Source organism: Pigmentiphaga litoralis (assembly GCF_014651835.1).
GTDB lineage: Bacteria > Pseudomonadota > Gammaproteobacteria > Burkholderiales > Burkholderiaceae_B > Pigmentiphaga > Pigmentiphaga litoralis.
The window spans coordinates 897305-921074 of sequence record NZ_BMXQ01000002.1; the positions used below are offsets into that span (position 1 = coordinate 897305).

A 23770-nucleotide genomic window follows, 5' to 3' on the forward strand; every position below is an offset into this window, starting at 1 on the left:
AGACCACTATGAAAAAGTATCTCGTGCTGCAGGCGATGTCGTTTCACCCGGGCGTCGTGCTTGGGCTGGAGCCATCGCAAGCAGCGATCCGCGCGCACGCGCTGGAAAAGAAGGGGAAGAACACGTATGTGGTCAAAAGCCGCGTTGAGTTCAAGGCAGGCGAGATTGTCTATTCGCCGAGCGCTCTCCCCAAAGACCATGCGGAAAGCCTGGAGCCGGTCGACAGCAAGCGTGCGGTTCCTAGCGCCGAGGCGCAGGAGCAGGCGCGTATCGCTGCGGCCGCCGAAGCGCAGGAGCAGGCGCGCATTGCAGCGGCTGCCAAAGCCGCAGCCGGCAACGGCGACAGCACCGGCGGCAGCGATGACGTCGGCAACAGCACTTCGCAAGGCAACGGCGGAGCGGCTGACTGATGGCATTCGTGGAAGACATGGCGGCTTTCTTCAATGACGCCGAATTCGGTCTGGAAATGCTGGTGGACGGTGTGCCGGTGATCGGCATTTTCGACCGCCCGTACTTCGATCCAGTGTCCATGGCTTCTACGCAGCCGACGGCGACCGTCCCGACGGACCTCGCGCCGGTAACCCCAGATCTGTCAACGGTTGTGGTGATGGGCGTCCTGTACGTCGTTCGCAACGTGCAACCCGACGGTACCGGGATGACAACCCTGGTCCTCGAAAAGGTCACGGTATGACGACAACAGCGCAGTACGCCGTCCTGCTCGCTTTCCGCGATGCCCTTATCGGTATGCCGGGAGTAGGTCCGAATGTGCATATCGAGCGTGTGATCGACCTGTCGGCGAGCGTGCAGGCCGCCATCCTCATCGAGGACGACGGCAGCGAGTCGCGCGAGATCGGTTCGTTCACCAGCGAGAGCATGTCAGTCCTGGTGGTCATCAAGGCTCGGTCGGCGGATCCGCGGCTTGCCGTTGACGAGCTGCTGGCCGCTGCCCATCCGCGCATTTTCGGACTGCTGCAGGAGGCCGACGGCCAAGTGCAAACGATCGTCCGGCGGACCCAGTCCTTCGAGAAGGTGCATGCAGATGTGCCGGTCGGAGAGCTGACCGTTCGCTACCAGGTCACTTTCGAGTGCGATGCACTCACCCTCCAGTAACAGGCAAAGACACCATGGCCAGCAAAGACCACATTCAATTCCACGTCGGCGAGTTCTTCACTACTGCCACCGACGGCGTGCCTCGCCAAGTGGCGACGCTGCAAGACATCTCGTTCAACTTCAAGGCGGACGTCAAAGAGCTGTACGGCGCCGGGCAATTCTCGGTAGACGCAGCGACAGGCACGAAGTCGATCACCGGAAAATTCACATCCGGCGAGTTCGACATGCTCGCAATTAACGCGCTGCTCTTCAACGAAACCCCCACGGTGGGCGCCCTCTTGCTGGTGCGTGACGAACCTGGCCTTACCGCCGGCGACAGTTTCACCGTTGTCGGTGCAGCGGACTTCGACAAGGACCTTGGCGTGAAGACGTCTACCGGTGCCGATCTGGTGCGTGTGGCGGCGGCACCGGCCGAAGGTCAATACGCCGTCAGCAGCACGGGCGAATACACCTTCAATGCCGCCGTAGCGGACGGCACGCGGTTTTTCTTCAGCTACATCAAGCGCACGGCCACCGGCACGACCGTGTCGCTGAACAACCGCGAAGCCGGCGACACCGTCGCCTTTGAAGGCCGCTTCTGGAAGAAGTCACGCACCGGTAAGCAGTTCGGCATGATCGCGCCAGCCTGCATCATGAGCTCGCTCGACCTGTCGTTCAAGCAAAACGACTACATGATGCCCGCGTCCGAGTTCACCGTGACCACGCCCAACGTCGGCCACATCCTCCAGTTCGTGCGAGGCGCTTGATATGCCTACCCCGTTTCCCGGTAAGCCGCTGGTGATGGGGCCGCGCACGTTCAGCGTCCCCATGTCCAGCATCCGTATCAACAAGCTGTATCGCGGTCCCGCAGCCAAGCTGATGCAGGACCTGGCGGCCGGTACATCCGGTGACTTGAGCGAAGCCGGCACCAAGCTGGACGACCTGTTCACCGATGCGGCTTTCGAGGTCCTGCGGCGCAACTACCCGGATCTGGCGCGCGACGAGTTTGACGAGTTGTTCGACATGGACGGCGTCAATCGGGTCCTGGCCCTGTCCGCGACTCCGCCCTCGGCCGACGAGGGAAACGCCGCGGCGTCCCAATCCACCGGTTCGATTGGGACGCCCTCATTGCACGAATCGTCAACTTCACCGGTTGGGGATGGGCCGACGTAGAGGCGTTGGGCATGGACCAAGTCAACGCGCTGTTGCGCGAGTGGTCCATGTACCCGCCGATGCCGGTGTATGTGCGGCAGCAGCTGCAAATTACTGCAGCAGACACGGACTTCGAGCTGGCGGCACCGGGCTCTGAGGTTCAAGACGACGAAGACATAGACGACGAGTTCGACGAGCTCGAGCGACTGATTACTTAAGGGCACTGGCGCCATGGCCGACAAGGTCATCAACTACTTCCTGACGGCAAACCCCACTGCGTTTGTCTCGGCGTTCCGCAAGGCCGGTGCATCGATCACCGACGTGCGGGACCGCGGCTTGGCGCTTAAGGCAACGCTGGGTTCCCTGGCGGGCGTGATGGGCGTCGGCGCTTTCGTTGGCGCAATCAAGTCGCAGATCGAGTTCGCTGATTCGTTGGACGACACCGCGCAGAAAGCCGGTAGCACGGCCAAAGAGCTCTCGACGCTGGCGTACGCCATGAAGATTGAGGGCATGAGCGTCGAAGATATGAACGGCGCGCTGGTCAAGCTGAACAAGACGATGGTCGATGCGGCCACCGGCGGGAAAGAGTCGGCGTCGACGTTCAAGGCGCTGGGCGTCAGCATCAAGAACGAGGATGGCACATTGCGTCGGTCAGACGAGGTGCTGCTGGACGTGGCTGATCGCCTGTCCGAGATCGACGACGGTGCCGTCAAATCGGCCGTAGCGATGCGGCTATTCGGCAAGTCGGGCGCGGACATGATCCCGTTTCTGAATCGCGGCCGTGAAGGCATTGCGTCGCTCCGGCAAGAGGCGCGCGATCTCGGTCTGGAGATCGAGAACAACACCGCCGCCGCCGCCGGTGACTTCAATGACAATCTGACCAGGATGGGCGAGGCCGCGCGCGGCGTCGCACGTCAGATCGCAGCGGATCTGCTGCCCACGCTGCGCGACGTGACGGAAGAGCTCCTGGCTGGCCGGAAGCTTGCCGGATCATGGTGGGGGGCCATCACGACGTTCGGCACGATGAACCCGTTCGATTCGCCGCTGGAGTCGGTGCTGCGGTACCGCAAGCAGATCGACGGCCTTAATGCCAGCTTGAAGTTGCACCAAGATCGCGGCTTTGCTACGGGTCGCATCGAGTCGCAAATCGAAGAGGCCACGAAAAAGCTGCGCATGGCCGAAATTCGGCTGGGCAAGCAGGAAGCGCCGCAAAACCAGGAAGAGGACGACAAGGCGTCGGCCGCCTGGGGCGCCGTGGGCGCTACGCCGCGCAAGCCGACAATCAAGATCACCGACCTGGAAAACGACAAGAAAGGGCCGGAGCTCAATCGCACCTCACAGTGGGAGAACGATCTCGCGGCCATGAAGGTCTCGCAGACGGTCAGCCTGCAGCAGGAAAAGGCGTTCTGGGCGTCCAAGCTGAAACTGGCGGCCGCTGGGTCCAATGAGCGGCTTTCCGTGGAAAAGCGTGCTCTGGATATCGAGCGGGCCATCAAGGAAGACGCGTACGCCAAGGAAGTGCAGCAACTGCAGTTCGTCGCCGAGCAGAACAAGTTCAACTTCAATGAACGGGTTCGCCTAGCGACCGAAGAGCAGGCGCTGATCGTCAAGCGCTACGGCGCCGAGTCCAAGGAAGCGGCAGCCGCGGCCAACCGAATTGCCGACTTGCAGAAGCAGGGCGCCGAGCAGCAGGAGCGCATCGACGAGATCCGCGAAGCTACCCGCGACGAGCGTGCTTTGGCGGCGCTGGAAGAGCAGGAGCGCCTGGCTCAGCTGGAAGTCGACCTGGGCAACAGCACCCAGGTGCGGCTGCTCGAGCAGACAAAGAGCTTCGAGGATCGCAAGTATGAGATCCAACGGTCGGCGCTCGAGCGCCGGCTGCAGCTGCTGCAGGGCGATCCAACCTCCGATCCGGTCGCCATCGCTCAGGCACAGGCGCAAATCGAGACACTGACCATTCAGCACGAGTCTCGCAAGTCGGAAATCAATAGCCAGACCGTCATTGCGCAGCGTGGCAGCTGGACTGGGCTCTGGACCGACATGCGAACCGGCGGTGAGAACATGCTGCAGTCGCTGCTTGCCGGCCAGATGCGTTGGCAGCAGCTGGCAACGCAAGGCCTTTCGGTGGTCAGCCAGGCATTCTCTGGCTTTGTGGCGAAGCGGATCTCGGCGTGGATGGCCGGCGAGACGGCCGAGACGGCGGCCACGGCCACCGGCGCGGCAACGCGGACCGGCATCGAGGCCACTGCCGCAGTGACGTCCACGTCGATCAAGGGCACAACCGCCCTGACCAACATCGCGACCAGCGCGTATGAGGCGGCTGCCGGCGCCTACGCGGCGATTGCGGCCATCCCTTACGTCGGCCCCTTCCTGGCACCCGCTGTAGCGGCTGGCGCGCTGGCTGCGGTTATTGGCTTCGGTGCAAGCATCTTTTCGGCCGAGGGCGGCTTCGACATCCCGTCGGGCGTGAACCCAATCGTGCAGTTGCACGAGGAAGAGATGGTGCTGCCCAAGGCGCAAGCCAATGCCGTGCGGGACATGGCGGCCGGCGGTCGTACCGGTGGCGGCGCCGAGCCGGCCCAGGCGGTGGAACAGAACACGTACAACATCCATGCAGTGGACGCGGCCAGCTTCGAGCGCATGCTGCGCCGCAATCCTGCGGCCGTCGCCGGTGCATTGAAGCTGTACACGCGCGGTAACGGGAAGGTGAGCTGATGGTCGCGCCCTATCTTCCTATCCGCCGGCACATCACCGGTCCCGACGGCACAGGCAATCCTGACGTGCTGCAGGTGTTCCTCGGCCAGAGCTTCCTGGACAGCAAGCAGGCCGTCTGGAGCACCGATACCTTTCGCAGCCGCAGCGGTCGCCGCTGGACGTCGTCCAACTGGACGTTCCCTGTCTGGAAATGGTCGTTGCCCTATGAGTTCCTGCGTCGGAACGCGGGCCGGGACGAGCTCGGCCAACTGTGGGCGTTCTTCAATTCCCGCCGCGGCGCCGCCGGCCAGTTCCTGTTTTTGGATCGTGACGACAACGCTGTCGAGAACGAGGTGTTTGGCGTCGGGGATGGGCTGACAACGGTATTCCAGCTGACCCGCTCGCTGTTCGATTGGGTGGAGCCTGTGCTCGCGTTGAACGGCGCTCCGGCGATCGCGGTCGGCGGCGTGCCGACGACTGCCTTGACCGTCGACGCTTTTGCTGTCGTGACCTTCGCAGCGGCGCCGCCACCAGGCGCGCTGCTGTCCTGGACGGGCAGTTACCTCTTTCGGTGCGCGTTCACCACCGACACCCTCGCCGCAGCTCAGATGTTCCGACGTCACTGGAGCGCGCAGATTGAATTCGAGAGTCTGAAATGATCGAGATGACGCCGGAGCTACGTGCTTTCTTGGGTGCCAACCGAGCCATCACCATGGCCGATCTGTATACGTTCGTGCTGACCGACGGCACCGTCGTGCGCTGGACGGACGCGGACCGCAACATGAATACGCCGGACGGCCGACTGTTCCGTGCCGACGGGCCGTCCATCTCGCGCGGTGGGATCAAGCTGACGCGTGGCATTCAGACCGACACGCTGAGCGTCACGCTAACCCAGGACGAAACCGTGCAGATCGCCGGCCGCGCGCTCGTTCCATTCATTGTGCGCGGAGGCCTGGACGGCGCCGAGGTCATGCTCGAGCGCGCTTTCATGCCGATGGGCGGCGGTCCCATCGTAGGCACGATCGTGCGCTTCGTTGGCAATGTTGGTCAGATCGATGACGCCGATGCCAACGAGATCCCACTGAGCATCGTCGGTCGCACGCACCTGCTCAACACAGCGATGCCGGCGGACCTTTTCCAACGCACCTGCCTGAACACGGTCTACGACCACGCCTGCGGACTGAACCGGGCGGACTGGGCCGTCGCGGGGATCGTCATGGGCACGCCGACAGCGCGTGCTTTCTCGACCAATCTGGTGGCGCCTGCCGGCTACTTTGCCCTCGGCCCGATCCGGATCGGCGGCGTCACGCGCACGATCAAGACATTCGACGAGGGCGGCAATATCACGCTCGCATTGCCTCTGCCTGCTGTGCCTTCGGCGGGTACGGAGTTCGTTGCGTGGCCCGGCTGTGATCGCCTGCCAACGACGTGCGAAAACAAGTTCGACAACAACGTGGGCAGCGGCCGCAACCGGTTTCGCGGTCAGCCTTACATCCCGATCGCGGAGACGGCGGTATGAGCGCGCCTCTGTTCGACCTGGCCGCCTACGCCTCTGAAGCGGAGATCCGTGCTGCGATCGTCCTGGAGGCGCGTTCGTGGCTGCGCACCCCATACCATCACCTGGGCCGCATTCGCGGCGTAGGCGTCGATTGCGCCATGCTGCTGGCCGAGGTGTACGAGTCAGTTGGCCTTATCCCGCATCTCGATCCCGAATATGTGCCGGACTGGCATCTGCATCGGAATGCCGAGCGCTATCTGCAGCAGGTTGAGCAGTACTGCGGCCGGGTCGACGTGCCGCAGGCTGGCGATATCGCGGTATGGAAGTTTGGCCGCACCTTCTCGCATGGGGCGATCGTGGTGGCGCCGGGTCAGGTGATCCACGCTTATCGCAACAGGCCGGTCGAGTTGGCCAGCATGACCGAGCAGCATCTTGCCGCCCGGCCTTGCGTTTACTACAGCTGGTGGGCACGCAATGGGCGGTAGCTCCTCCACCTCCACCGTCCAGCCGCGCATCGGCGGCTTTGCCATCCAGAAATCGCTGCTTGGCGTTGCAATCGCGCGCTGCTGGGGTACTGCGCGGTTCGGCGGCAACCTGCTCGAGTATCGCGACTTCAAAGCCATCGAGCACACCAGCTCGGAAAGCGCCGGCGGCAAGGGCGGCGAGATGACGCAGACCAACACCACCTGGACGTATGAGGCTGCGGTGATGATCGCGCTGTGCGCTGGGCCCGTAGCGGGCGTCATCGCTGTCTATCGCGACAAGTCGGTGTTCAGCGACTCGGAAACCGATGGGACTGCGCTCGAGCAGGCCGGCCTGAGCTTCGCACCTGGCCCTTTGGGCCAGGCGCCCTGGGGCTATTTGCTGACCAACCACGAGGCCGAAGCGCTTGGCTATTCAGGCCTCGCCTACGTCTACGCCGCCGGCTACCAGCTGAACGACAGCGCCGGCTTGCAGAACCACACGTTCGAAGTGCAAAGCCTCGTCCGCGTGCCTGGCCTGCCCGACGCCAATCCGGCGGACATCGTCGACGACTTCCTGAACCATCCCGTCGCGGGCGTGCCGGGCTGGCAATCCGACTGGCTCGGCGACATGACCGACTACCGGGCGTACTGCCTCGCGCAGAATCTGCTGCTCTCGCCTGTGCTCACAGAGCAGCGGCCCGGCGCCGAGTTTCTGACTGAAATTGCGACGGCCTCCAACTCGGAGGTCGTGGTCAGCGCCGGCCGCCTGCGGTTCGTCCCCTATGCCGACCAGGATGTGATGGGCAACGGTGTGACGCACGTGCCGGATCTGACGCCGCTGTACGACCTCGGTCCGGATGAGTTTGAAGAGCGCCTGCGTCTGAGCCGCAAGGACCCGAAAGACGTCTACAACGTCGCCCAGGTCGAGTTCAACAATCGTCAGAACCAGTACAACCCGGAGACGATGCCGGCGCCTGACCAGGCTCACATCGAACAGTTCGGCAAGCGCAAGGAAGATCCGGTCAAGCTGTCCTGCATCTGTGAGCCTTCGATCGCCCGCACCTTGGCGCAGCTGCGTCTGCAGCGCGGCCTCGGCAATATCAACACCTACACCGGTCGCTTGCCTTGGTCGTTCGTCGGGCTCGAGCCCATGGATCTGGTCACGCTGACGGAGGAAGAGCTCGGCCTCGAGCGCCAGCTGGCGCGCGTCACCGATATTGACGAAGACGACGGCGGATTGTTGACCGTGACCTTTGAAGAGGTCCATGTCGGTGCGGCGGGCGCGGCCCAGTATCCCGTCCAACCGGGGCAGGGAGTCGGCGTCAACTTCAACGTGTCGCCGGGCAGCGTGTCGCCGCCGGTGATGTTCAATCCGCCCGACTCGCTGCTGGATGGCCGCCTGCAGATCTGGCTGGCAGTGGCAGGGTCGAGCCCGCATTGGGGCGGCTGCGAGGTGTGGGCAAGCCAGGATGGGGACACGTATCAGCGAATCGGCACCGTGACTGGCCGTGCCCGCTACGGCGTCACAACCACGGCCCTGCCGGCAGCAGCAGATCCCGACTTGGTAAATAGCCTGGGCGTCAATCTGACCGTCTCGGCGGGCGTGCTCCAGGGCGCAACGCCATCCGACGTCGATGCGGCAATCACGCTGTGCTGGGTCGGCGGCGAGTTGATCGCCTATCGCGACGCTACGCTGACCGGGCCAAGCCGCTACACGCTCGGTGGCGTTTTGCGTCGCGGCCTCTATGGCAGTCCGATCGCCGCGCACGCACCAGGTGCGCCCTTCGTGCGGCTCGACGCCTCCCTGTTCAAGTACGACTTCGCGCCAGGGCAGCTGGGTAGCACGATCTTCGTCAAGTTCGCGAGCTTCAACGTGTTTCGCAAGGCGATGCAGAGCCTGGATGCGTTGCCGGCCTATGAGGTCATCCTGTCGCCCGCGCGCGCCGCGCCCGAGGCGGCCGGTGCCCTCCAGCTGGTCGGACCGTTCGAAGGGACCTATTTCACCGTGAGCTGGGCCGCTGGTGCGCGAGGCGAGCGGAGCAAGGTGCGGGTGAAGGCAGGGGGCACAGTGGTTCGTTCGGTCGAAACCACGTCGACGGCCTTCAGCTACCAGCTCGAGGATGCTGAAGCCGACGGCGTCGTGCGGCGCGACTATTCGGTTGAAGTCGTGACAACCAACGTGGCCGGTGATGCCGCTCCCATAACGCTGGCCGTCCACAACACGGCACCCGCGCCGGTGGTTGGCATTTTGGTGACGCCCGCTGCAGGCGGCGCCGTCGTGGCCTGGCCGCAAAGTCCCGAGGTCGACCGCGCCGGGTACCTGCTCGTCTATTCGAACACTTCGGGCTTTGACCCGTCGGCAGGCGCCGGCGTGACCGCGTACGACGGTCCGGCCTTGACCGCAACGATTACCGGCCTTGCCGCCGGAGCGACCTATTACGGCCGTGTGGCCGCATACGACACATGGGCGAAGAATCCCAGCGAGCTGCATTTCAGCTCGCAGTTTTCCTTCGTCCCGACCTGATTGAGGAACAGGAATGCAATATCAAGAATTTTTTATCACTGATACCGGCGGTCGGGCACTCTCGGGTGCACAAGTTACGGTGTATTGGGCCGGGACAACCAACAAGGCCACCTTGTTCCAGCGAGATAAGGTCACGCCACTCAGCAATCCGTTTGTCGCGTCCACACTTGGACTTGCCGGTATGGCCTGCGCAGACGGGGAGTACGACATTGAGCTTCAGGCTGGCTCGCTGAACCTACCTCCCATCAAGCGGCTGATGTTCTTTGATGGGCTCGGGCTCCAGGACACCCTGCAAGCCAAGGTCGACGCAGCAGAGAACGTGCTCGAAGCCTTCGATGAACGCAATCGGGGCGCCTTGCCGGCAGATCCGATGACCCGTCCGTCGGGAGCGCCTAACCAGTCCGGCGACCTCTACTTCAACACCACCGAGCAAGTCCAGAAGACGTTCAACGGTGCCTCCTGGTTCGTGCCGAGCGTCGACACCGCCTTCCTGGCAAGTTCGCAAGGTGCGAGTAACGTCGGCGTTGGAAGCGAGGTTGGCGGTGTCAGGCGTACCGCGGCCGACAAATTTAGGGAGCTGCCGTCCATCCTGGATAAGGGCGGCAAGGGAGACTTTGTCTACGTTCCCGGTCAAGACCCTTCACTTTGGGTCGGCACCAACAGTGTCAACGCCATCGCCCAGTGGGCGCTCGCGCCCGAGGGGGATATGCCGGTCACCGTCAAGGTCCCGTTCATACCGGGCCAGACCAACGATTACCTGTTCAGCTTTCCCAGCGGCTTCACGATCCCGGCCGGTACCGTCATTCTGGACGTCGACGCCGGAGTGCGGCTGTTCGTCCACGGCGTGAGCCTCTCGTGCGCGTTCATTCGCCCGGTCGAGGTCATCAATCTGGGCCTGAAGATGGCGCACGACTTCACATCGCCGCAGGGGTACGACCTGACCGCCCGTGAAGTCGACAAGGAAGTATTTTTGACGGCCGCTGATTCCCTGGCCCCGAAAACTCGCATGCTCGTTCCGTCGGTCGATCTGATCGCAGAGACGTTGCCTTGGCCTAATGGCGGTTTCGACAATGGCGGCGCGGCGGGTGACGCCGGTTACGTCAACCTGGAGGCGGACAGTGTAGTCGTCAAAACCGGTAGCGGCTTACCGGGTGACGGAGCGATCCACTACGCGGGAATGCGTCTTCGGGCCGGCGAAGAATTGTGGACATCGCCGCAGGTCGCATCGGGTGAAGCCGCCGGAATTCTGATTGCACTCGTCCGTACCGCGCGTGGCATGCATGGCGTTATGTTTGGTCCGGGTACCGCGAACGAGTTCAACAACAACGATGGGTCCACGGTCACCCAGGAAGATGTCAGCCCGATTTTTGGACCGTCGCACGCCACGTATTACGCCGACCAGGGCCGCATCGCCGTTCGTCTGAAAAGCGCTTACCACTATCAGATTCTGATGGGCGGTTATGTTGTCGTCGATCGGGTGCTGGACGACCCGATCGTGCGCGCCGGCTTCGGCTGCTATATCGGTGGCGCGATGCCGATCGGAACCACGTTCGCAAATTGGGAGCTCACCCAGAACAAGACGCCGGACGCCGCCCTTTTGATGGGCGTCATTACCAACGGCGATTCGATTTCTCAATCCCTGTGGCCGCAATACGCCCGTGCCATGCTGGAAGGTACGGCCGGTGTCCGTGTTGTGAAGTGGATCAACTTGGCGGTTGCCGGCGAAGCCTCGGGCCAACAATTGGCGCGCCTGCAAGCGTTGTCCGAGGACGATTGGAAGTTGATCACTCACGCTACGGTACAACTTGGCGTCAACAACATTCAAAACAGCGGGCCAGGTTCGACGGTCGAAATGTACCTGAATGACATGACGGCAATTTTTGACATCTATAAGGCCCGAAAGGTCAAAGTGGTGGCCCTGTTGCCTACCCTGTTCTATAGCCAAGTACTGGCGGGCGGAATGGGTCAACTTACGCGCAACTATGGCGGCGGTACCCCGTATCGCGATGTCCTGACGCGTCTGTGCGCAAGCCGCAAGATCCCCCTCATGAACAGCTTGCCGGCGTATGGTCCGATCATCGCCAACTTCCTGGGCGATCCGCTGCTGAACAAACGAAACTCGATCGTCGTGGACAACATCCATAACGGGTTGTACGGAAATATTTTGATGGGCATGGCCGCCGCTCGCATGCTATTGGCGACCCACGCACACGTCAGCACGTCGGAAACGCCGTGGACGCCGTTCTATCCGAACGCCCTCTGGCCTGTTCTGAATGGCTGGACACTCGACGGCGCAGCAGCCAACGAATTCAAGATGGCGCAGGATGGATCGTTCGCGATGCGAGCAACCTACAACATTGGCACCCGTACAAACGGAACGTCAATTCAACAGTTCGGCGTGCTTGCGTGGCCGCGTCAACCCGTGACCATTCCGGTACATACGGATCTGTTCGAACCAGGAATTGGTGTTCTGACGGGTAGCGGGGTGTTGAACGTCTACGGGCTTGCTGCGTCGACCGGGACCAAGCTGATTGTTGACACCCGGACGTACTCGCTGAGCAGCTAGTCGGCTCGTATGCCGAAAAGAACGAATTGCGCCAGGCTCTCGCCGCGCCATGACATCACGCTTTATTCGATCACCAGCCCTCCGCACGCGGGCTTTTCTTGTCAGCAGGGATCAATGACGGAATTCAACATCGACGGCTTGGCGGTCAAGCTGGCGGGCGTGGCTGGCGCTCTGGTCAGCATGCGCTATCTCCAGGGCTCGCCCTTGGCCCGCATCAGCATGGCCGCCAGCGGATCACTGGTGAGCTACTACGCAGCGCCCCACGTGGCGCACCTCACTGGGATGCCGGAAGGCCTGACCGGGTTCCTGCTTGGCGTCTTCGGCATGGCCATCGTCAGCCGTGCCTGGGAAGCGCTGCAGATGGTGCCGCTGGCGGCCATCTGGCAGGCCGTCATCGACCGCATTCGCGGCCGCACGGGAGGTGCCTGAGATGGACGCGACGTTCTACATCACCGGGAAGGCGGTAATCGCCTTCCTTTGCTGGCTCACAGTGGCCGCCGGCGCAACGCTGGCCGTCTTCGCCCCGACGATCAACGACACGTTGCTGGAGCGCATCGCATTGAGCGCGATCGCCATCACCGCAGTCGGCGCGGCCGTGCGCATCCTGGCATCCGGATGGGTGACCAGCGGCGGCACGGCATTGGCCCTATCTCTCGCGATGTACGTGGTCGTCGTCGTCATCAAACACACGCGGAGGTACGAATCATGATCTTGGCCGTACAGCAGCTGGCGCGAGCCACCGATGCACCGATCGCTCGCGCGGCGCCATGGCTGACGCCACTGATGGCAGCGATGCAGGCGTTCCAGATCAACACGCCGCGCCGCGGCGCCGCTTTCTTGGCGCAGCTGGCGCACGAGTCTGGAAGGCTGGTGTATGTCCGTGAATTGTGGGGACCAACGGTAGCCCAGCGCGGCTATGAGGGACGCAGAGACTTGGGCAACACCCAACCGGGTGACGGCAGCCGATACCGTGGCCGTGGCCTGATCCAGACGACCGGCCGCGCAAATTACGCAGCGACGCGGGACGGCCTGCGGGCGGCCGGTCATTCCGCGCCCGACTTCGAAGCCGAGCCGATGCGGCTCGAAGAGCGCGAGTGGGCCGCGCTGTCGGCGGCGTGGTTCTGGACGGCATACAAGCGCCTGAACGCACTGGCGGACACCGGTACCGAACCAGACTTCATCACCATCACGCGCCGGATCAACGGCGGCATCAACGGCCTTGCTGATCGCCAGAACCTTTGGAAGGGGGCCAAAGCCGCGCTGCAGGTGTCGCCATGAGCCCGCTCAGCGCCCTGGGCATCGGTGCCGCAGTCGGCTTGCTGGCGTGCGCGTTGGCCGCCTGGACCGCACAGGGCTGGCGCGGCACGGCCGGAATTATGCGCCGGCTGAACGCTGGCGATTATGTCGGCGCGTGCAACGCCATCTTGGACTGGAAGTTCGCCGCTGGCTTTGACTGCTCGACGCCAAGCAACAAACGTTGCGCCGGCGTGTGGACGGACCGCCAGCGCGTGCATAAGCAATGCATGGAGGCGCAGCAATGAGCTTCGGATGGAAAGGCTCGGTGGCCGTCGGCCTAGTGCTGGCCGGCACCGCATGGGGCGCGTTCACGCTTGGCGCCGCCATCACGCAAGGCAAGTGGGATGCGGAAAAGCTGACCGCTGCCCAGCACACCATGGGTGTCGTCGTCGAGCAAAAAGCGGTGGAAGCTCGCGTCGTCACTCAATACGTTGACCGCGTCCGCACCATCTACAAGCAGGGCGCCACGATCACAAAGGAGGTCCCGGTCTATGTCACCAAGGAAGACGATGCTCGCTGCAGCATCAACAATGGTTTTGTCAGCGTGTGGAACGCCGCCAACGCTGGAGTGCCGCTTTCCCGAGCCGCCGCCGGCACTGCTGGTGAGGCCAGCGGGGTTGCGCTCTCTGACGTTGCAACCCAGCACGCCGCCGAGTCCCAATACACCCTTGAGCTCGAAGAGCGGTTCATAGCGCTGCAGGACTGGGCGTCCGGCGTCAGCGCCGTGAAATAGACAACGACGGGCGACGATTCTCGATGCGTCAACATCGAGCGTCGCCCCAACCTGCAGACTAGACCTGCAAGCCGGCGAGGCCCGCCACCCTGTACAGAGCGGGCGAAGCCTACCAGATTTTTCTCTAACCCGGAAAAGGCTTGCAAATTGAACGCACAACCTATCATCCCGTGGATCGGCGGCAAACGACGCTTGGCCGACCGCATCCTGCCGTTTTTCCCGCGCCACAAGTGCTATGTGGAGCCCTTCGCCGGCGGTGCCGCGCTGTTCTTCCTTCGGCCGCCGGCGGAAGTTGACGTCCTGAACGACGTCAACGGTGAGCTGGTGAACCTTTACCGGATCGTGCAGCATCACCTCGAGGAGTTCGTCCGCCAGTTCAAGTGGGCGCTCTCGTCCCGCCAGGTGTTCAAGTGGCTGCAGGCGACGCGGCCGGAAACGCTCACGGATATCCAGCGGGCGGCTCGGTTCTACTATCTCCAGCAAAACGCCTTCGGCGGCAAGGTCGATGGCCAGACGTTCGGGACCGCGACCACCGCGCCGCCAGGGCTGAACCTGCTCCGGCTGGAGGAGACGCTGTCCGCTGCGCACCTGCGCCTGTCGGGCGCTTACATAGAAAACCTGCCGTGGCAGGATTGCGTCGACCGGTACGACCGGCCACACACGCTCTTTTACATGGACCCACCTTACTGGCAGACGGTCGGCTATGGCGTGCCATTCCCATACAGCGAGTACGAAGCTATGGCCGAAAAAATGCGTTCGCTCAAGGGCAAGGCGATCGTCAGCCTCAACGATCATCCGGACATTCGCCGGGCGTTCGATGGGTTCGAAATGGAGTCGTTGGACGTGTCGTACTGCGTGGGCGGCGGGGACAATGCCGTTGCCCGGAAGGAAGTGCTGATCTTCAGTTGGGCCCGCAGTGAGGAGCCCGCAGGTCTTTTTTGAAGAATGTAGGGCAACGACAGCTGCGTTGCCCTACGTCCTCCGGTTACCTAACCGTGGGTTTGAAGGCCAAGATCAACGTGACGAGATCGTGAAAGACGGGTGCAAACGCGGTCAAGAAAAAGGCCCACAAGAGCAAGCGACTCCACTTGCTGAAGTCGAAAGCCATGAAAGCAGTCCCCAACAATTCTCCGCATTTGATTGGTACGGTCTTGACCGTACATTCGTATGCGAATATTGTTCCAACTGTGGGTGATGCATTTTTCGCAAACACTTGTGTTACCTCGCTCAGTAAAAGCAGCCTACTCGACATAGGCTGTAGATCGACCGCGGACTACTCGACATAGTCCGGGCAAGAGAGCCGGCGCGAGCCGGTTTTTTTGCGCTCCCCAGCATGGCTGCTGTGAACACATTCATATCTTAATGGCTTTTCGAGCACGGTCACCATGGCGCGAAGAACCGCAGATGCTCGTTAAACGAGGGTTGCGAGTGATTTTTCGCTGTTGCCTTTTGCTGCTGGCAGATGTTGGTGGAAAAGCACTGGTTTTGGCGTAACACCGCATGGGCATTGGGCTAGGACGGAATTGATGATCGGCCCGACACTCAAAGATGATATTTGCGCCGCGAACACAATGTACGTTTTTTCGCAACACCCCCGCGCATTATCCGAACGGCGCCCGGCTGCGTTGGTGTGCAAAATAACAACACATTTTTGCTAGTTTTTTTGTAACTGGCGCCGTCAGCTAGAAAATACGATCAGACGGAATGCTGATGGCACTGCGCCGCGATATAGATCGATGCAAAGCATCCGGAAAACCAGTGGAAATATCGGCGCGCTAGCGCGGCCCAGTGCTCTGAGTCTCATCCAAGTATTGGGGAGAACCGCTGCTGATGACCGGAACGGCGCTCTCGCCCGCACACGGCTGTTAACGAACACACCGCCTGGCTGCGCGATGACGGTCGGCTTTTCGGTGTGCGAGCTTTGATATGTTCCACGAGCAGCCTCAAGACGTGCGCAGGGTGTTGCTTGCACCTGTAGGTTCAACTCTGGCCGCTCTCGCCGGAGCCTCTCAACCGCGCCAGGAAATCTTGGCACCTGTTCAGCAGGTCACGCAGATGGTCCTGCTTGGCAGGCGCTGCCGGGCGGGGAGGCGCTTCTATAGGTTTGCCGTCGATGTACAGGGTGACGGCAGGATTATCTGGGTCCAGGAGATGAACGATACCGTCCGGCCCACTTATCGCCCATGGAAGCGCGACATTTGGCGCGGCGGGCAAGCCATCAATGGGAGGCTTCAGTCCAACCAGGACGCCCTCGAAAGTCCCCCACGGCGCGACAGCCCGAAGGTGGCGCCCCATGTACTGGGGCCAATGGTCGTAGAGCGCAGGGCGCATCGCGATTCTCCGTTCCCTGCATTCTCGATGGTCGAAGCTCGGCAATGCAATTTCTGGGTGTAACTACCGCGGCGTCATCATTTCCCGGTACCAGCCTGGAATCTCTGGGTACCAGCGGACCCACCAGCCTTGGTAGTGTCTACCACCATTGATCACCTCGAATCCGACAAGCATCACGCCGCGCTCGCTGTCGAAGGAGAGTAGCTGTGGGTCCAACAGTTCAGCCGGCCGCTCCTGGAACAGCACCTGCGTCGGATCATCGACCTGGGTGAACTCCATGTATGTCTGCTGCCGGCGAGCAATTGCGTCGTATCGTTCCTTACGCAGTAGAGTGCCGCCGAGCGGTTGCTCAAGCCGCGCCGGGTCGACCTGCTTGCCAGCTTTGTGGGTTCGTTGGATGACGGTGAACATTGCTTCGCACTGTATGGATGTACAGCATTATGGTAAGCGCAGTGTGACCGTTTTGTGCCCTAAAACTAAAGAAAACTGTATGAAAACACAGTATTATCGCCGGCGGGTGACGTTGGCTGGCACCGCAAGTCTTTGATTTTATTGAACTTTACTCAGCGGGTGTTTGTTGCAGGGCCGACTCGAAATCAGGCGTACGTGCAAACGTACCGTGGGTTCGAATCCCACCCTCTCCGCCAGTACCATCGCCAGTTTCTGGCGTTCAATGAAGCCCGCACATGCGGGCTTTTTTGTTTTGTGGGCTTCGTTGTTATGGATGCTGGCTGTCCTTCCAGCATTCACGGCGCTCGCCGTTTGAACTCGACGACCCATACCCATGGATTCGCAGACCAGCTGCCGGTGCCGTTGATCGATTCCCAGACGCTGCGGTAGGCCGAGATGGCCGGTGCTTCCTCACCATCTGCCGCTGCGCGCATCCCGATCCCCTCGGCATCCAGTCCGATCCCTTCAGCCATTGCATCCTGCTCGCTGCAGTCATTCAGCCGCTCAACGCGAACGCTGACCACGTCAAGAACGATCCGGCTCGCCGCGCGCGGCATGAAGAGCGCCGATCGCTTATGCCAGCCCGCTGCCCCGCCCTGTCGTGTAGATAGCGCCAGGTCGGCTCCATCCGCTGCATAGTGGTAAGCCCGGCCACACGCGATGGTCATGTCAACAAAGCGCCATTCGTCCCGGTGTTTCGTCTCGTTGTGACGGGTTTCCCAGCGGCCGTAGGCGAAGAACGTTTCGCGAACGCGCAGCCGATCTCCGGGTTCGCCGTAGGGGCAGGCGATTATTTGTCCGGGCGGGTCCGCGGTATCGGCGATCGGCATGCGGGGCGCGGGCAGTCCGTGCGCCGTCGTCACGTCGGGCCCGCTCACAAAGCCCGTCGGCTGCGGCTTCACCACGCGGCGTGTCTGTGTCTTGATGCCGGCCAGCAGGGCGCGGACCATGGGTCCACTGAAAAGAATCGAGCGTTCTTTCATTGTCCCTCCGTCGCTCGGCGAAACTCAGAAACGCCGCCGCACCGGCGCAGGCCGATACCACGCCGCCTTGCCCGCCGTCCGCGCAGCCCCCTGCCGCGCATGCCCCCGCAGATGCAAATCCACCGCCTCCACCCAAGGCTCCAGCAACTCCCGCGCGTCCTCCGCCATCGGAAAACTATCCGGCAACCGATACGACAGCCACAGATACGCCCACAACTGCTGCACCGCCATCTCCGCCTTGTCCAGCGCGGCGTTTTCCGGATAGCCCCTTAAAAACTCCAGCCCGACCGGCACGTCGCGATTGACCTTGCGTACCCAGTCCGTCCACGTTGCGCCCAAGACCTCATGCTGCGAACTCAAGGGCACCATCGCCAGCAGGTGCTTGGTCTGCAACGTCAGGTTCTGCATCGCATCGAGCATCGACGCGCGGTCCAGCATTTCCTGGGGGACGTGGGCGCGGAAGAAGCCGTCGCCTTGATCGGCATGCTGCTCATAGGCGGCAAGCAAAGCTTCCAGGCGTTCGGTGCTGGCCAGTTTGGACAGCCGTTCCAGATAGGCCTGGCTGGGCGCGATGAGGAAGCCGCGGGCGGGCAGGGGCGTTTGCTGGGCCTGCATCAGTTCCACGACGACGCGATGTTCGTCGGGGGTCAGGCCGACGACGATGCCATCCTTGGCCTGCTTGCCTTTCGATGATGGCTGGTGGCCGTAGCGGCCAGCCCGTCCGCCGATCTGCTGGAGCATGGGCACTTCGAGCCGCTGGACTTCTTCACCGTTGAACTTGGTGACGGCCGTGAAGACGACGCGCTGGATGGGCAGGTTCAGGCCCATGCCGATCGCGTCCGTCGCAACCAGGATATCGGCGTCGCCGTCGGCGAAGCGCTGGGCTTCCCGCTCGCGCACCTCGGGGCTCAGCATCCCGTAGACGCAGGCGACAGACATGCCGCGCGCCAGGAAGTCGTCGCGCAGCGTCAGCGCATTGCGCCGCGAGAAGACGACCCACGCATCCCCTTTGCGGGCTTGGCGCAAGGCTGCGATGGGGTCACCGGCCAACGCGTTTTGCGCGACGGTCAGCGGGTGTTTGCGTTCTTTGTAGTGGACTTCCAATTCCAGGCCGAGTCGGGCCGCCAGCGCCCGGACAGCAGTTTCCGCGGACAACGCGCCCAGCAGCCAGACCTCGCTGGCGTTGGCGCCCACGACGGCCTGGGTCCAGGCCCAACCTCGATCGGGATCAAGGAGCATCTGGATTTCGTCGATGACGGCCACGTCGACCTGTCGATCGGGGTTGAGCATCTCGATGGTCGATGCCGTCACCTTGGACCGCGCCACGTCGCGCCGGTCTTCGCCGGTCAGCAATGAGGTCGGGACCTTGAACTCATCGTTGAGGCGGTTGAACGCTTCCAGCGCCAGGAGCCGCAGCGGGCCCAGGTAGACGCCGCTTTCCGCCTTTGCCAGGCGTTTGAATGCGTCGTAAGTCTTGCCGGAATTGGTCGGGCCCAGCACGGCAATCAGCCGGCGCTTGCGCGTGTGGGCGCGAAAGGATTCGGGATAGTCCTCAAGCCGGACTGCCTGGCGGATGGCGTTACCCATGGCCTCGCGCGTTTTTTCGACGCGCAGAGACGACAGGGCGTTCTCAAGAATCCTTGGAAGGTCTACCAGGTTGACGCCGTCGGCAAGGTGCTCGGACAGATCTTCGGCAAGGTGCAGCAGACCCTCGGCGTCGGCCGCTGCCAGGAATGTCTGGATGCGCCCGGCGGCGATGTCTAGGGCACCTTGCAGGCCGGGCAGCAGTTTTTTGGCGGCGGCACGTTGATGCTGGCGGCGGTCCTTGAGCGTCATGGCCGCGAACTTGCGGCTCTCGCCCAGTTTGGACGCTTCGGTATAGCCGTAGACGACCCATGATTGGTGGTTGAACTCAACAGTCAGTCGGGCCGCCAACCAGGCTGAGCGGGTGCCGACGATGAGTTTGGTGGCTTCTAGGGCCTGAGATGGAAGCATCGAATCTTGGCAAAAAATGACCTGACGGAAGTCATTATTAGCACATAGCGTTCCACCAGGATCGGGGTGCGCGCTGTGGATGAGCGTGCACGGCGGAAAATTTCAGCGCGCAAGCTGCGTGGACCTGCTGCGCTTGACCACCCTCCGTCCTTGGGGCGCATGCCACGTGCATCCGCAGCCCGCCCACGCAGCCTAGACCGCCATCACGCCGCCATCCACGAAGAGTTCGTGCCCTGCCAGGTAACTCGCGGCGTCTGACGCCAGGAACAGCACGGCCTTGGCAACGTCTTCCGAATCCCCCATGCGGCCGAAGGGAATCATCTGTGTCATCGCGTCCTCGGCGCCTGCGTTGGCGGCAAGGTAAGTCTGCATCGCCGGCGTCTTGACCATGCCGGGCGAGACCACGTTCACGCGGATCCCGCGCGCCTTCAGGTCGGTTGTCCAGGTGCGTGCGAACGACCGGATCGCAGCCTTCGTTGCACTGTAGATGGACAGCGCGCCGAAGCCCATGCTGCCCGCGACCGACCCCGCAAGGATCACGCTGCCGCCAGAGGTCATCAGGGGCAGCGCCTTCTGCACCGTATGGACGGTGCCTTTGATGTTGGTGGTCATCACGCGGTCGAGGTGGGTATCGGCGATATCGCCCAGCGCGGCCGTTTCGGAAATGCCCGCGTTGGCAAAGACCACGTCGAGCCGTCCATGATTTTGCAGGATGCGCGCGTACAGCCGGTCGAGGTCGTCCGGGTTGCCAACGTCTCCCTGCACGCCAACCGCGCCGAATCCAATGTCCGCAACGGCCTCATCCAGCCGGTCCTGCCGCCGCCCGGTCACATACACCTGCGCGCCTTCCGCGGCAAACGCCTTGGCGGTCGCCAGGCCAATGCCATCGCTGCCGCCCGTGACCACGACAGTCTTTCCCTCGAATCGCTTCGTCATATCGTCCTTGATTTCCCTAAGTGGAGGTTTGCTCCGCTTAGTATATGGAGGTAATCTCCACTTATCAAGTATAGAGCCAGGATGATCCGTTGACTGCTGTTCCCCCCTTGCGCGCCGACGCGCAACGAAACCGAGAACGCCTGCTTGCCGCGGCCGAAGACGTCTTTCTGGAACGCGGCGCCGAGGCGTCAATGGAAAATGTCGCCAAGCGGGCTGGCGTGGGTATCGGCACGCTCTATCGGCGTTTCCCGACCCGCGATGCGCTGCTCGCGGCAGCGTACAGCGAGCGCTTTTTGTCACTCGCCGCGGCGAGCCAGGCGCGAGCAGAGAGGCTCGATCCGCTGACGGCACTGCGCATGTACCTTGAAGAGTTGGTGGCGCACACCAGCGTCTACCGCGGGCTGGCCGCGTCGCTGGGGGCCATGCTTCAGAGTGGGACGCCCGGGTGCGAAGCCACGAGCAAGGAAGGAAAGCGGCTGTTGAAGCAGGCGCAAAAAACAGGCGTTGTGCGCAAGCGGGTCACCTTCGACGATCTGGTTGCCGTCGCCATGGCCACATCGTTGGCGACGGAACAAGCAACCGAGCAGGCGGGCTCGTCAACGGCGCGGGTGGCGCATTTGATCGGCCTGTTTTTCGATGGCATCGCGTCTGGCGGCAGCAGTCGTTAGCCTCGCGCAAATATGCAAAAGCGCTACGGCGCCGGCATGCCCCGCGCCGCCACCTGCTTCCACTTTGGCAAGCTGATCCGGATCTCTTCCGCGAGCGCAGCCGGCGTGCTTCCCACCGGCTCGAACCCCATTTCGGTGATCAGCCGCACCTGCTGCGGGTCCTTCATCATCGCCGCCAGCGCCTCGGAAAGCGTGTCGATGATGTCCTGAGGCGTCCCGGCGGGCGCGAACAACCCATCTACGTGGCCGCCCAGCATGTCGGTGACGGCAGGGCCCGACCCGCTATACGGAACGGCGGTCCACTGCAGGGACGGGTTCTGCTGGAACAGCATGCCGGTGCACTGGCTGGCCGTGCCCGACCCAGTGGACGCCACATGCAGCGGCCGCGCGCGCCAGGTCAACGAACTGTTTGACCGATGTCACGCCCAGGCCAGGCCGCATGGGACTCGCCCTGGTTATCGCGCAGACCGATCTGGTGGTGACCTTGCCGCGGCGTGCGGGCAGCGCCATGAGTCAGTACGCGCCCGTGAACGCGTGGCCGGTGCCGTTCGACCTACCGGCGTACGCCGTCAAACAGCATTGGCATGAGCATCAAACGCGCGATCCGGGCAACCGATGGCTGCGGGCCTTGCATGTGGAGGTGTTCGGGAATCAGCCGCCGCCGGCGGCGTGAAGGCTGGCCTGCGCATCCTGCGCCCCCTTCGCTTCCCGCCACGCCTCGACCCGGACAAACGCCAGAAAATCCTCGATCGGCATCGCCTTCGCATACAGCCAGCCCTGCGCAAACTCCACGCCGTGTGCCTTCAGGTACTCGGCCTGCGCCTCGGTCTCGACGCCTTCCGCCACGACCTTTAGTCCGACCGTTTTCGCCATGTCGATGATGTGCGAGATGACCGAACTCGTCGCCACCGTGCGGCCGATGGCGGCGATGAAGCACTTGTCGATCTTGAGCGCGTCGGTGGGCAGGCGTTCCAGGTATTGCAGGCTGGAGTAGCCGGTGCCGAAGTCGTCGATGGCGATGCCGAATCCCAGTGCGCGCGCCTTGGCCAGGTTCGCGCTGGCGGCGTCGACATCAACGAAGCCGCGCTCGGTTGCCTCCAGCCAGATCTGCTCGTTCTGGATCCCGCTGCCTTCCAATGCTTGCTGCAAGACGCCAATGAACCTGCCGGTGGTGATGTCGTTCGCGCTGAGGTTGATGGCGACATGCATCGATCGGTCGGCAAGCAGCAGTTCGCGCAGGTCGCGGATGCAGGTTTCAACGACCTGGTCGGTGATCGGCAGGATCAGGCCGCTTTCTTCGGCCAGCGGGATAAAGAGGTCGGGCCGCACCATGGTGCCGTCTGGGCGGCGCCAGCGGACGAGGGCTTCGGCGGCGATACAGGCACCTGTTGTCAGGTGGATGATCGGCTGATAAAAAACGACGAACTCGCGTTGCTGGACGGCGATGTTCAGTTCGGCCAGCGGCGACAGGCGCTTGCGCAGCAGGCGGATGACCAGGGCCACGATCACGCAGCTGATGATGACGCCGATGGGCAGCAGCCACAGCAGTTCTTTGAGCAGGCTGGTGCGCAGGTTGCCCTGCGGCTCGAGCACGACAGCCGACCACGCGTCTTGCCTTGCGACGGCATGCAGGTAGCGGCTGTCGTTAATCGCGGTGGGTGATGATGCCACCCGCGCGACAAAGTCGGTGTCGGTGGCGCGCAGTGTACTGACGACCTTGCCGCCGTAGGCAACGCCCAGCTGCACTCGGTCATCGACGATGACGTCGGTCAGGCGGCTGGTGTTGATCAGTACGTAAATGTTGCCTCGCTGCAGGACCGTAACGGGGTCGCCACCCGTAATGGCGGGATACGTTCGCAGGGTCACGCGAAAGCCGTCAGGCAGGTCGGCATCGGGAGGCGCAACCCGGCGTGTGCCGGGGGGGCTGGTGAATACGCCCCAGGAAGAGCATCGCGGCTGCCCATTTTCCAGATAGCCGACCTGTTCGGTATAGCGGGAATTGATGGCAACGCGCCGCATCTGTTCGATGTGCTCCGCTGAGCAGGGCGTGCCGCGCCAGTTTTCCATCTCGGTCACGACCCGGCGGCCTTGATCCAGCGTCGTCGTCACATTGCGCAGCGCGCGGGTGGCGTAGCCATCGAGCAGGCTCTGTTCCTGGGACACGGCGCGGGCCCAGGATGCGTAGGCGGCGACGGCCAGCGGCAGCAGCGCGCCAAGGGCGGCCAGCAACAGCGCCGTTGCGATGATACGGGACCGGTTCACGAAAACTCCTGACGTCGCGAAGAGTGGGAATACCGCAATGCGCCCAGTACTAGTGAACATTTGCGAGACTCGGACGATACCGTAGTTGCCCTCGCTTGCGTGCATTGACAGCCACTTCATTAGCCGTCT

Annotated in this window: 26 protein-coding genes; 20 read left to right on the top strand and 6 right to left on the bottom strand. The window is 62.8% G+C overall.

Annotation, left to right across the window (positions count from 1 at the left end; genetic code table 11):
• Positions 1-8 precede the first annotated feature (8 nt).
• The 18 genes from IE116_RS22685 (at position 9) to IE116_RS22770 (ending at position 14958) form a co-directional block, all read left to right on the top strand.
• Positions 9-410 (top strand): hypothetical protein, encoded by a 402-nt coding sequence (locus tag IE116_RS22685; RefSeq protein ID WP_189615631.1) that lies wholly within the window; start codon positions 9-11, stop codon positions 408-410.
• Positions 410-691, top strand: a complete 282-nt coding sequence (locus IE116_RS22690) for a head-tail joining protein (RefSeq protein WP_189615633.1) — start codon at positions 410-412, stop codon at positions 689-691. Before IE116_RS22685 ends, IE116_RS22690 begins: the two co-directional genes overlap by 1 nt.
• The gene (locus IE116_RS22695; protein WP_189615635.1) at positions 688-1110 is read left to right on the top strand and encodes a hypothetical protein; all 423 of its coding nucleotides are present in this window, start codon (positions 688-690) and stop codon (positions 1108-1110) included. Before IE116_RS22690 ends, IE116_RS22695 begins: the two co-directional genes overlap by 4 nt.
• Before the next feature lie 14 nt (positions 1111-1124).
• Positions 1125-1856: a hypothetical protein gene (locus IE116_RS22700; RefSeq protein WP_189615637.1), complete on the top strand. Its 732-nt coding sequence runs from the start codon at positions 1125-1127 to the stop codon at positions 1854-1856.
• 1 nt (position 1857) lies between these two features.
• Positions 1858-2262 (top strand): hypothetical protein, encoded by a 405-nt coding sequence (locus IE116_RS22705; protein ID WP_189615639.1) that lies wholly within the window; start codon positions 1858-1860, stop codon positions 2260-2262.
• 11 nt (positions 2263-2273) lie between these two features.
• The gene (locus IE116_RS22710; RefSeq protein ID WP_189615641.1) at positions 2274-2459 is read left to right on the top strand and encodes a hypothetical protein; all 186 of its coding nucleotides are present in this window, start codon (positions 2274-2276) and stop codon (positions 2457-2459) included.
• Positions 2460-2472: 13 nt separating this feature from the next.
• Complete coding sequence (locus IE116_RS22715; protein WP_189615643.1) at positions 2473-4956, top strand: phage tail tape measure protein; 2484 nt, start codon at positions 2473-2475, stop codon at positions 4954-4956.
• The gene (locus IE116_RS22720; protein WP_189615644.1) at positions 4956-5594 is read left to right on the top strand and encodes a DUF2460 domain-containing protein; all 639 of its coding nucleotides are present in this window, start codon (positions 4956-4958) and stop codon (positions 5592-5594) included. The genes IE116_RS22715 and IE116_RS22720 overlap by 1 nt, the downstream gene beginning before the upstream one ends.
• Positions 5591-6454 carry a DUF2163 domain-containing protein gene (locus IE116_RS22725; RefSeq protein WP_189615645.1) on the top strand — a complete coding sequence of 288 codons (864 nt, stop codon included), beginning with the start codon at positions 5591-5593 and terminating at the stop codon, positions 6452-6454. The genes IE116_RS22720 and IE116_RS22725 overlap by 4 nt, the downstream gene beginning before the upstream one ends.
• The gene (locus IE116_RS22730) at positions 6451-6918 is read left to right on the top strand and encodes an NlpC/P60 family protein (RefSeq protein ID WP_189615647.1); all 468 of its coding nucleotides are present in this window, start codon (positions 6451-6453) and stop codon (positions 6916-6918) included. Before IE116_RS22725 ends, IE116_RS22730 begins: the two co-directional genes overlap by 4 nt.
• Positions 6908-9421, top strand: a complete 2514-nt coding sequence (locus IE116_RS22735) for a phage tail protein (RefSeq protein WP_189615649.1) — start codon at positions 6908-6910, stop codon at positions 9419-9421. The genes IE116_RS22730 and IE116_RS22735 overlap by 11 nt, the downstream gene beginning before the upstream one ends.
• A gap of 13 nt (positions 9422-9434) precedes the next feature.
• Positions 9435-11987: an SGNH/GDSL hydrolase family protein gene (locus IE116_RS22740; RefSeq protein WP_189615651.1), complete on the top strand. Its 2553-nt coding sequence runs from the start codon at positions 9435-9437 to the stop codon at positions 11985-11987.
• Positions 11988-12101: 114 nt separating this feature from the next.
• On the top strand, positions 12102-12416 hold the full coding sequence (locus IE116_RS22745; RefSeq protein ID WP_189615653.1) for a hypothetical protein: 315 nt from the start codon (positions 12102-12104) through the stop codon (positions 12414-12416).
• A gap of 1 nt (position 12417) precedes the next feature.
• Entirely contained in the window at positions 12418-12696 is a 279-nt protein-coding gene (locus IE116_RS22750; RefSeq protein WP_189615654.1) for a hypothetical protein, read from the top strand.
• On the top strand, positions 12693-13265 hold the full coding sequence (locus IE116_RS22755) for a glycoside hydrolase family 19 protein (protein ID WP_189615657.1): 573 nt from the start codon (positions 12693-12695) through the stop codon (positions 13263-13265). Before IE116_RS22750 ends, IE116_RS22755 begins: the two co-directional genes overlap by 4 nt.
• Positions 13262-13528 carry a lysozyme family protein gene (locus tag IE116_RS22760; RefSeq protein ID WP_189615659.1) on the top strand — a complete coding sequence of 89 codons (267 nt, stop codon included), beginning with the start codon at positions 13262-13264 and terminating at the stop codon, positions 13526-13528. Before IE116_RS22755 ends, IE116_RS22760 begins: the two co-directional genes overlap by 4 nt.
• Positions 13525-14016, top strand: coding sequence for a hypothetical protein (locus IE116_RS22765; protein ID WP_189615661.1), 492 nt, complete (start codon positions 13525-13527; stop codon positions 14014-14016). Before IE116_RS22760 ends, IE116_RS22765 begins: the two co-directional genes overlap by 4 nt.
• A 147-nt stretch (positions 14017-14163) precedes the next feature.
• Entirely contained in the window at positions 14164-14958 is a 795-nt protein-coding gene (locus IE116_RS22770; protein ID WP_189615663.1) for a DNA adenine methylase, read from the top strand.
• A gap of 1452 nt (positions 14959-16410) precedes the next feature.
• Here IE116_RS22770 and IE116_RS26015 read toward each other — a convergent pair.
• From IE116_RS26015 to IE116_RS22790, 4 genes are all read right to left on the bottom strand, one after another.
• Complete coding sequence (locus IE116_RS26015; protein WP_229828736.1) at positions 16411-16758, bottom strand: hypothetical protein; 348 nt, start codon at positions 16756-16758, stop codon at positions 16411-16413.
• 335 nt (positions 16759-17093) lie between these two features.
• On the bottom strand, positions 17094-17780 hold the full coding sequence (locus IE116_RS22780) for an ASCH domain-containing protein (RefSeq protein ID WP_189615665.1): 687 nt from the start codon (positions 17778-17780) through the stop codon (positions 17094-17096).
• 24 nt (positions 17781-17804) lie between these two features.
• Complete coding sequence (locus tag IE116_RS22785) at positions 17805-19775, bottom strand: helicase-related protein (protein WP_189615667.1); 1971 nt, start codon at positions 19773-19775, stop codon at positions 17805-17807.
• A gap of 192 nt (positions 19776-19967) precedes the next feature.
• Positions 19968-20711 (bottom strand): SDR family NAD(P)-dependent oxidoreductase, encoded by a 744-nt coding sequence (locus IE116_RS22790; protein WP_189615668.1) that lies wholly within the window; start codon positions 20709-20711, stop codon positions 19968-19970.
• 107 nt (positions 20712-20818) lie between these two features.
• Here IE116_RS22790 and IE116_RS22795 point away from each other — a divergent pair, with 107 nt between their 5' ends.
• A complete protein-coding gene (locus IE116_RS22795) occupies positions 20819-21379 on the top strand; it encodes a TetR/AcrR family transcriptional regulator (protein WP_229828738.1) in 561 nt (186 codons plus the stop codon).
• A 23-nt stretch (positions 21380-21402) separates the two neighbouring features.
• Here IE116_RS22795 and IE116_RS22800 read toward each other — a convergent pair whose 3' ends face one another.
• A complete protein-coding gene (locus IE116_RS22800) occupies positions 21403-21780 on the bottom strand; it encodes a type 2 periplasmic-binding domain-containing protein (protein WP_189615672.1) in 378 nt (125 codons plus the stop codon).
• 38 nt (positions 21781-21818) lie between these two features.
• Here IE116_RS22800 and IE116_RS22805 point away from each other — a divergent pair, with 38 nt between their 5' ends.
• A complete protein-coding gene (locus tag IE116_RS22805) occupies positions 21819-22052 on the top strand; it encodes a type 2 periplasmic-binding domain-containing protein (protein ID WP_189615674.1) in 234 nt (77 codons plus the stop codon).
• Here IE116_RS22805 and IE116_RS22810 read toward each other — a convergent pair.
• A complete protein-coding gene (locus tag IE116_RS22810) occupies positions 22031-23641 on the bottom strand; it encodes an EAL domain-containing protein (protein WP_229828741.1) in 1611 nt (536 codons plus the stop codon). The two genes, IE116_RS22805 and IE116_RS22810, sit on opposite strands and share 22 nt — an antisense overlap.
• Positions 23642-23770 lie beyond the last annotated feature (129 nt).

Coding starts and splice junctions, on each gene's coding strand:
- IE116_RS22685 (WP_189615631.1), top strand. CDS start 9: ATGAAAAAGTATCTCGTGCTGCAGGCGATGTCGTTTCACCCGGGCGTC.
- IE116_RS22690 (WP_189615633.1), top strand. CDS start 410: ATGGCATTCGTGGAAGACATGGCGGCTTTCTTCAATGACGCCGAATTC.
- IE116_RS22695 (WP_189615635.1), top strand. CDS start 688: ATGACGACAACAGCGCAGTACGCCGTCCTGCTCGCTTTCCGCGATGCC.
- IE116_RS22700 (WP_189615637.1), top strand. CDS start 1,125: ATGGCCAGCAAAGACCACATTCAATTCCACGTCGGCGAGTTCTTCACT.
- IE116_RS22705 (WP_189615639.1), top strand. CDS start 1,858: ATGCCTACCCCGTTTCCCGGTAAGCCGCTGGTGATGGGGCCGCGCACG.
- IE116_RS22710 (WP_189615641.1), top strand. CDS start 2,274: ATGGACCAAGTCAACGCGCTGTTGCGCGAGTGGTCCATGTACCCGCCG.
- IE116_RS22715 (WP_189615643.1), top strand. CDS start 2,473: ATGGCCGACAAGGTCATCAACTACTTCCTGACGGCAAACCCCACTGCG.
- IE116_RS22720 (WP_189615644.1), top strand. CDS start 4,956: ATGGTCGCGCCCTATCTTCCTATCCGCCGGCACATCACCGGTCCCGAC.
- IE116_RS22725 (WP_189615645.1), top strand. CDS start 5,591: ATGATCGAGATGACGCCGGAGCTACGTGCTTTCTTGGGTGCCAACCGA.
- IE116_RS22730 (WP_189615647.1), top strand. CDS start 6,451: ATGAGCGCGCCTCTGTTCGACCTGGCCGCCTACGCCTCTGAAGCGGAG.
- IE116_RS22735 (WP_189615649.1), top strand. CDS start 6,908: ATGGGCGGTAGCTCCTCCACCTCCACCGTCCAGCCGCGCATCGGCGGC.
- IE116_RS22740 (WP_189615651.1), top strand. CDS start 9,435: ATGCAATATCAAGAATTTTTTATCACTGATACCGGCGGTCGGGCACTC.
- IE116_RS22745 (WP_189615653.1), top strand. CDS start 12,102: ATGACGGAATTCAACATCGACGGCTTGGCGGTCAAGCTGGCGGGCGTG.
- IE116_RS22750 (WP_189615654.1), top strand. CDS start 12,418: ATGGACGCGACGTTCTACATCACCGGGAAGGCGGTAATCGCCTTCCTT.
- IE116_RS22755 (WP_189615657.1), top strand. CDS start 12,693: ATGATCTTGGCCGTACAGCAGCTGGCGCGAGCCACCGATGCACCGATC.
- IE116_RS22760 (WP_189615659.1), top strand. CDS start 13,262: ATGAGCCCGCTCAGCGCCCTGGGCATCGGTGCCGCAGTCGGCTTGCTG.
- IE116_RS22765 (WP_189615661.1), top strand. CDS start 13,525: ATGAGCTTCGGATGGAAAGGCTCGGTGGCCGTCGGCCTAGTGCTGGCC.
- IE116_RS26015 (WP_229828736.1), bottom strand. CDS start 16,758: ATGTTCACCGTCATCCAACGAACCCACAAAGCTGGCAAGCAGGTCGAC.
- IE116_RS22780 (WP_189615665.1), bottom strand. CDS start 17,780: ATGAAAGAACGCTCGATTCTTTTCAGTGGACCCATGGTCCGCGCCCTG.
- IE116_RS22785 (WP_189615667.1), bottom strand. CDS start 19,775: ATGCTTCCATCTCAGGCCCTAGAAGCCACCAAACTCATCGTCGGCACC.
- IE116_RS22790 (WP_189615668.1), bottom strand. CDS start 20,711: ATGACGAAGCGATTCGAGGGAAAGACTGTCGTGGTCACGGGCGGCAGC.
- IE116_RS22805 (WP_189615674.1), top strand. CDS start 21,819: ATGGGACTCGCCCTGGTTATCGCGCAGACCGATCTGGTGGTGACCTTG.